The following is a 6786-nucleotide window of genomic DNA, read 5'->3' as shown; positions in this document are numbered from 1 at the left end:
CGAAATTGGTGCCAATTGTTATATTGGACCTAAAGCAATTATTGGTAAAAACGTGCGTATCTATCCTAATGTAACCATTTTAGACGAATCTTCAATTGGCGACCGATCGGTTATTTGGTCGGGAACGGTGGTTCGGGAACGTTGCCATATTGGTACGGATTGCATTATCCATCCGAATGCGACCATTGGACCAGACGGTTTTGGATTTCGACCTTGTCCGGAAAGAGGTTTGGCAAAAATTCCGCAAATTGGAAATGTAGTCATCGGAAATTATGTCGAAATTGGAGCCAACACTTGCATAGACCGTGGAAAATTTAGTTCGACCACTCTAGGCGATGGATGCAAAATTGATAATTTAGTTCAAATTGGACACAATTCTAAGTTGGGGAAATTTTGTATTATGGCCGGAAATAGTGGGCTTGCAGGATCTGTAACTTTAGGCGACGGCGTTATTATAGGCGGTAGTGCCTCAATAAAAGACCATACTACTATTGGTTCTGGAGCTACCATTGGGGCGGGTTCTGGCGTTACAGGTGACGTTCCTGCAGGAAAAGTAATGTTAGGTTATCCCGCAATCGATGCCCGTGATGCGTTAAAACAATGGGCAATCTTGAAACGATTGGTACGGGATTCTAGTATTAAAAAAGAATAAAGTGGGTTGAAATCATTTTCTTTTCTTTTCGAAAATCAAAAGCTTTTACGCTTCTTTTTCCTTAGAATAAATACAAACAATCTACAATGTGACATTTGTCATGTCGTTTTTTTCAAATCTTCTGTACATTTGGATAGAATTAATTGAAATGCGACAAGTTACTGCCATTGCACTACTTTTTCTTTACGTATTTACTTCAACAGAAATTAGCGAACTGTTGAAGTTTCCGCAGTTGGTAAAACATTATAAAGCACACAAGGAAGAACAAAAAGATGTTACATTTAGCTCTTTTGTTCACCAACACTACACCAACGGCGATGTGGACGCCGCCGATAGAGAGCAAGACATGAAATTGCCTTACAAAAGTATTGATTTCACAAGCGTCCTAAGCTTTACCATTCTTCCATCAGTGCTTTCAATTGAGTGTACATCTACTATCGATTTTGGATATAGTAGATCACCCATAAACGGCTACACCGCTGTTTTTTATTCCAATCATTTCAATTCCATTTGGCAACCGCCTAAAATAGTTTAGTACCTATCTATTTCAGCTATTCCATTAAGATAGCAACACTTTTACGTAATTAAAAGTCAAACATACTGTCAATGGTACATAAAATAATTTCCGTAATTCAATCATTACGGGAAACCTGCTTTTCATTTGACAAATAGCTAACTTTTAACTTACTAAGAAATTTATAGTAACCACTAAGCATTTTACTCATGTTAAATAAAATTATAGCTTTTTCTATCAATAATAAACTCCTCATTGGCCTATTTACCTTTGCCTTAATTGGTTTTGGAATGTATGAAGCCACAAAATTACCTATTGATGCCGTACCGGATATTACTGATAATCAGGTACAAGTCATCACTATCGCTCCTTCTTTTGGAGCAACTGATATCGAACGATTGGTGACTTTTCCTATCGAACAAGCCAACAGCAACATTTCAGGAATGAAAGCCATTCGAAGTTTTTCGCGGTTCGGCTTGTCACTTGTTACCATTGTTTTTGACGACGAAACCGACATCTATTGGGCACGTCAGCAAGTAGCCGAAAGACTGCAGCAATTGCAAGGAAAAATTCCTTCTGAAATTGGTGTTCCAGAACTGGGTCCGGTTTCCACAGGATTGGGCGAAATTTACCAATATGTAGTCCGAACGAAACCAGGTTTTGAAAAAAAATACGACGCCACCGATTTGCGAACCATTCAAGATTGGGTGGTACGACGCCAACTTCTAGGCGTAAAAGGGGTTGCCGAAGTAAGTAGTTTTGGAGGAAAACTCAAGCAATTTGAAATTGCCATTGATGCCAATAAGCTCCACTCCTATCAATTGACGATGCAAGATGTTTTTTTGGCTTTGGAAAATAATAACCAAAATACGGGAGGAGCTTACATCGAAAAAGAAGCTACTGCACTTTTTATACGAAGCGAAGGTTTGATAGGCAGCATCGAAGACATCGAAAACATCGCTGTACCTACCAAAAATAACGAACCTTTATTTCTTCGGGATTTAGCCGATGTTAAAATAGGAAGTGCTACCCGTTACGGTGCTATGTGTTACAACGACGAAGGCGAAGTGGCCGGAGCCATTGTGATGATGCTCAAAGGTGCCAACAGTAATGAGGTTATTACCAATGTAAAAGAACGCATTGCACAAATTCAGAAAACTTTGCCAGAAGGCGTACTTTTAGAACCTTTTTTAGACCGCTCAAAAATGGTAAACAATGCCATCGGAACCGTAGAAAAGAACTTAATGGAAGGTGCTTTAATTGTGGTTTTTGTCCTGGTTTTCTTTTTGGGAAATATGAGGGCCGGACTTTTAGTGGCTTCTGTAATTCCGTTAGCGATGCTTTTTGCGATCATTCTGATGAATATTTTTGGCGTAAGCGGCAATTTAATGAGCTTGGGTGCCTTGGATTTCGGACTCATTGTCGACGGAGCGGTAATTATTGTCGAAGCTGTAATGCACCAACTCACAAACGGTAAAAAATGGAAAGCCCAAGCCGAGTTGTCTCAAGCAACAATGGACGAAGAAGTTAAAACTTCGGCTGGAAAAATGATGAACAGTGCTGTTTTTGGGCAAATTATTATTTTAATTGTCTATTTACCCATTTTCACTTTAGAAGGAATTGAAGGTAAAATGTTCAAACCTATGGCTCAAACGGTAGCCTTTGCTTTATTGGGTGCTTTTATTTTATCATTGACCTATATTCCAATGATGAGTGCTTTGTTTTTGAGCAAAAAAACCAATCACAAACCCAATATTTCCGACCGAATGATGTTTGCTATTGAAAGAAAATACCAGCATTTGTTAGAAAAAGCATTGAATTTTCCAAAAATAATTATAGGTACGATTGTCGGAATGTTTGTATTGGCGGTTTTTACGTTGACAACGCTCGGAGGCGAATTCATACCTGCTTTGGAAGAAGGCGATTTTGCCGTAGACACCCGAGTCCTCACAGGAAGTAACTTAAATACCACTATCGAAAGTACCCAAAAAGCAGCTCATATTTTGAAAACCCGTTTTCCTGAAGTAGAAAAAATTGTGACCAAAATAGGAAGTGGAGAAGTTCCAACCGATCCTATGCCGATGGAAGCCAGTGATATGATGGTTATTTTAAAAGACAAAAGCGAATGGACTTCGGCTGAAACGTTTGATGAACTTGCCGAGAAAATGGGAAAAGCCTTGGAAGAAGTTCCCGGAATAACCGCGGGTTTTCAGTATCCCGTTCAAATGCGTTTTAACGAGTTGATGACAGGTGCCCGACAAGATGTGGTGTGTAAAATTTTTGGCGAAGACCTCGACACCTTGGCCTTGTATGCCGCCAAAATGGGTAAAATTGTTCCTACCGTTGAAGGAGCAGAAAATCTTTATATCGAACCTGTTGCTGGAATGCCACAAGTAATTATTGCCTACAATCGTCCGGCAATTGCACAATACGGTTTGAACATTGCCACGATCAACAAAGTAATTAATACCGCATTTGCAGGACAAAGTACAGGACAAGTTTTTGAAGGCGAAAAGCGGTTCGAACTCATTGTTCGCTTGGACCAAAGTAAGCGATCTTCGATTACGGATGTCGAAAACTTGCTGATTCCAACGAATTCTGGACTACAAGTACCACTTGCACAGTTGGCCAAAGTAAGTTTAGAATCCGGTCCGAATCAAATTCAGCGCGAAGATGCCAAACGACGCATTGTAGTAGGTTTTAACGTCAATGGACGTGATGTGGAAAGTATTGTCGATGAGTTGAAAACCAAAGTAGAATCCAAAATAAAATTGCCAACAGGTTATTACGTTACCTATGGTGGTGCTTTTGAAAATTTGAATAAAGCCAAAGCCCGCTTGATGATTGCCGTACCCATTTCGTTACTATTGATATTTATTTTATTGTTTTTTGCATTCAAATCAGTCAAACAAGGCTTGTTGATTTACACTGCAATTCCGCTTTCGGCGATTGGAGGAATTTTCTTTTTGGCGCTTCGCGGAATGCCATTCAGTATCAGTGCTGGAATCGGTTTCATTGCTCTATTTGGCGTTGCGGTTTTAAACGGAATTGTATTAATTTCCGAATTTAACCAACTGAAAGATGAAGGAATGAAAGACTTGCGACGCATTGTGTTGATGGGAACCAAAGTTCGCCTTCGTCCGGTATTGATGACTGCCTTTGTGGCTTCACTCGGGTTTTTGCCGATGGCTTTGAGCAATGGAGCGGGTGCCGAAGTGCAGCGTCCGTTGGCCACGGTCGTGATTGGTGGTTTACTAATCGCTACATTACTAACCTTATTTGTTTTACCTATTTTGTACATCATTTTTGAAAAAGGATTTCCAATGACTAAAAAAACGCCTGCTGCTGCATTACTTTTATTGCTTCTTTTGGGAAATAGCTTTTCCGCCTTTTCACAAGAAAAAATAAGTTTGCAACAAGCACTCAAAATCGCCGTAGATTCCAACCAATTGGGAAAAATAGATCGCTTGAAAACCCAGTACCAGAAAGAGTTGATTTCGGCTAGCGCCAATTTGCCCAAAACCGCCTTGGCTACTGAATTTGGTCAGTTTAACAGTGGGTATAATGATACCCGATTTGGTATTTCGCAATCTTTTGAGTTGCCTACCGTTTACAGCCGCCAGAAAAAAGTAGCCACTTCCGAATGGAAATCAGCCGAGGTGGTGGCTTCATTGCAAGAACTTCATCTGAAAAAAGAAGTAGTACACACTTTTTATGCCTTACTGACTTTAGCAGAAAAAGAACGATTGCTACAAAAAAGCGACAGTTTACTTTCCGAATTTTTGAATAAAGCCACCCTCCGACTCAAAAAAGGAGAAAGTAATTTGCTTGAAAAAGCCACCGCAACCTTGCAGTTGGGACAGCTGAAACAACAATTAGTGCAGTTACAAAAGGATAAAATGCTCCTTCAAAGTAGCTTTCAATTGTTGCTCAACACCTCGAATTTTGTTGAACCAAAAGCGAAAAGTTTTATCGTCGAATCGACATTTTCAGAACGTAATTCAGTCAATAACAATCATCCCCAATTGGCGATAATTGCTTCACAACAAAACACAGCTGCGGCACAAACCGAGTTGGAAAAAGCCAAAAAATTACCGTCGCTTTCGGTGGGTTATTTCAATACGTCGATTACAGGAACCGGAGCCGATAATGTACTGTACAGTTCCAGCACCCGATTTCATTCGGCTCAGTTGGGCATTGATATTCCGATTTTTGGAGGTTCACAAAACGCCCGCATCAAGGCAATGAGAATCCAAGAAACGTATTTGAAAGAAGCTTTTTCGAACAAAGAAAAAATGCTACAACAGCAATTGCAACTTGCCGAACAAAACGTGTTGCAAGCTAAAAAACAAGTGGCGTATTTTGAAACCGAAGGAATTCCGAATGCCTTGCTGATTGAAAAAACCGCCAACCAACAATTTTATGCCGGCGACATCAATTATTTGGATTGGGTGATGTTGATCAACCAAGTCATTACCGCCAAAAACAATTACATCGACAGCGTCATCCACTACAATGAAAGTGTGATTGAACTGCATTATCTTACTTTAAAACTATAATCATGAACAAAAAGATATTCCTATTTGGGCTGCTACTATCCATAGGATTGGGCTGCTCTAAAAAAACCGAAACAACAGCAACCGAAACAGCAACAATAGTCGAAAAAGTGGTGACTTTAACACCCGCACAACTGAAAAATGTGGATTTGGAGGTGGCAAAACCCGAAAGCAGAACCTTATCGGCCACACTGAAAGTGAACGGAAAAATTGACGTTCCACCGCAAAACCTAGTTTCCATCAGCATGCAAATGGGTGGTTACTTAAAAAACACCTCGTTACTTCCGGGAATGTTTGTCCAAAAAAATTCGGTTATCGCTACAATGGAAGACCAACAGTACATCGACTTGCAACAAGAATATTTGAGTACGATGACCAAAATGCAATATGCTCAAAAGGAATACCAACGTCAAAAAGACTTGAATCAGAATCAGGCCAGTAGCGATAAAGTTTTTCAGCAAGCCGAAGCTGATTTTAAAAATTTGAAGATTGCCAAACGCGCTTTGTCCGAAAAATTAAGACTCATTCACATCAATCCCAACTCACTTGCGGAGCAGTCAATTTCTAAAAGTGTGAATATCTTATCACCTATAAGCGGTTATGTTTCGAAAGTAAATGTCAATATTGGCAAATATGTGGGACCAACCGATGTGCTTTTTGAACTTATTAATCCGGATGATATTCATTTGAACATAAAAGTTTTTGAAAAAGACATTCAAAAATTACACATAGGACAAACACTATATGCCTACAACAACAGTAATCCTACTGAAAAGTATATTTGTAAAATTATTTTGATTAGTCAAGATATTTCCAACAACGACCACAGTGCCGAAGTGTATTGTCATTTTGAAAAATACGACAAGAATTTACTTCCTGGAATGTATATGAATGCCGATATCGAACTCAAAAACGAAACTCAACTTTCGATTCAAAAAGAAGCCATCGTTTCGTTTGAAGACAAAGAATACGTGTTTGTTAAAAAAGGGACCAGGCAATATGAAATGACCGAAGTGGTTTTAGGAACCGCAGAAAACAATTTTGTTGCAATTACTAACAGCGAA

Annotated in this window: 4 protein-coding genes; all 4 read left to right on the top strand. The window is 39.4% G+C overall.

Going from position 1 to position 6786, the window contains the following annotated elements; genetic code table 11:
* A partial coding sequence (lpxD, locus tag ACIQ2X_RS12315; RefSeq protein ID WP_396179216.1) for a UDP-3-O-(3-hydroxymyristoyl)glucosamine N-acyltransferase occupies positions 1-652 on the top strand: 652 nt, incomplete at its 5' end.
* A 148-nt stretch (positions 653-800) separates the two neighbouring features.
* Entirely contained in the window at positions 801-1187 is a 387-nt protein-coding gene (locus ACIQ2X_RS12310) for a hypothetical protein (RefSeq protein WP_396179215.1), read from the top strand.
* Positions 1188-1375: 188 nt separating this feature from the next.
* Positions 1376-5725 (top strand): CusA/CzcA family heavy metal efflux RND transporter, encoded by a 4350-nt coding sequence (locus ACIQ2X_RS12305; RefSeq protein WP_396179214.1) that lies wholly within the window; start codon positions 1376-1378, stop codon positions 5723-5725.
* A 2-nt stretch (positions 5726-5727) separates the two neighbouring features.
* Positions 5728-6786: efflux RND transporter periplasmic adaptor subunit (locus ACIQ2X_RS12300; RefSeq protein ID WP_396179213.1), on the top strand; the 1059-nt coding region annotated here is incomplete at its 3' end.

Source organism: Flavobacterium sp. (assembly GCF_044368625.1).
Taxonomy (GTDB): domain Bacteria; phylum Bacteroidota; class Bacteroidia; order Flavobacteriales; family Flavobacteriaceae; genus Flavobacterium.
This window is presented reverse-complemented; position numbering and strand designations above follow the sequence as displayed.